Annotated in this window: 1 pseudogene; it reads left to right on the top strand. The window is 55.0% G+C overall.

What is annotated here, in order from left to right:
• Positions 1-1,307 (top strand): annotated as a pseudogene (locus ACIPF8_RS23680) (hypothetical protein); the annotation flags it as partial.

Here is a 1,307-nt window from a genome sequence, read left to right as displayed (position 1 = left end):
CGTACTTCGCTGTCGACCGGCCTGAGCACAACCGACAGCAATGTCACCTCGTTGTCGACTTCGACTTCAACCGGTTTGAGTACAGCTACCAGTGGTATCACTTCGTTGTCGACCGGCTTGAGCACAACCAACAGCAACGTGACTTCGCTGTCGACAGGCCTGAGTACAACCGATAGCAACGTCGCGTCGTTGTCGACCTCAACTTCGACTGGCTTGAGTACAACCACCAGCGGTATCACTTCACTGTCGACTGGCCTGAGCACAGCAACTAGTGGCATCACTTCGTTGTCGACCGGCTTGAGCGCAACCAACAGTAATGTCACATCGTTGTCGACCTCGACATCGACTGGTCTGAGCACAGCTACTAGCGGTATCACTTCGCTGTCAACTGGCTTGAGCACGACCAACAGCAACGTGACGTCGCTGTCGACTGGTTTGAGCACGGCCAATAGCAACGTGATTTCGCTGTCGACTTCAGCCTCGACAGGCATCACATCGCTGTCGACCGGTTTGAGCACGACGAATAGCAATGTGACATCGTTGTCGACTGGCTTGAGCACGACCAACAGCAACGTGACTTCGTTGTCGACTGGCCTGAGCACAACCAACAGTAACGTCACTTCACTGTCGACTTCGGTTTCGACAGGTATCACTTCGTTGTCAACTGGCTTGAGCACAACAGATAGCAACGTGGCTTCTCTGTCGACTTCGACTTCAACGGGCCTGAGCACAGCAACCAGCGGCATCACATCGCTGTCGACCGGTTTGAGCACGACAAATAGCAATGTGGCCTCGTTGTCGACCGGCTTGAGCACAACCAACAGCAACGTGACTTCGTTGTCGACCGGTCTGAGCACTGCCACCAGCGGCATCACTTCGCTGTCGACCGGTTTGAGCACAACCGACAGTAATGTCGCGTCGTTGTCGACCTCAACTTCGACTGGCTTGAGTACAGCAACCAGTGGCATCACTTCGTTGTCGACCGGCCTGAGCACAGCCACCAGCGGCATCACTTCACTGTCGACCGGCCTGAGCACGACCAACAGCAACGTGACTTCGCTGTCGACAGGCTTGAGTACAACCGATAGCAATGTCGCGTCGTTGTCGACCTCGACATCGACTGGTCTGAGCACAGCTACTAGCGGTATCACTTCGCTGTCAACTGGCTTGAGTACAGCCACCAGCGGCATCACTTCGCTGTCAACCGGCCTGAGTACAACCGATAGCAATGTCGCGTCGTTGTCGACCTCGACATCGACTGGTCTGAGCACAGCTACTAGCGGTATCACTTCGCTGTCAACTGGCTT

This window comes from Collimonas sp. NPDC087041 (assembly GCF_044745265.1).
Lineage (GTDB): Bacteria > Pseudomonadota > Gammaproteobacteria > Burkholderiales > Burkholderiaceae_D > Collimonas.
Note: the sequence above shows the minus strand (reverse complement) of the source record. Positions and strands in the feature narration are given on the sequence as shown.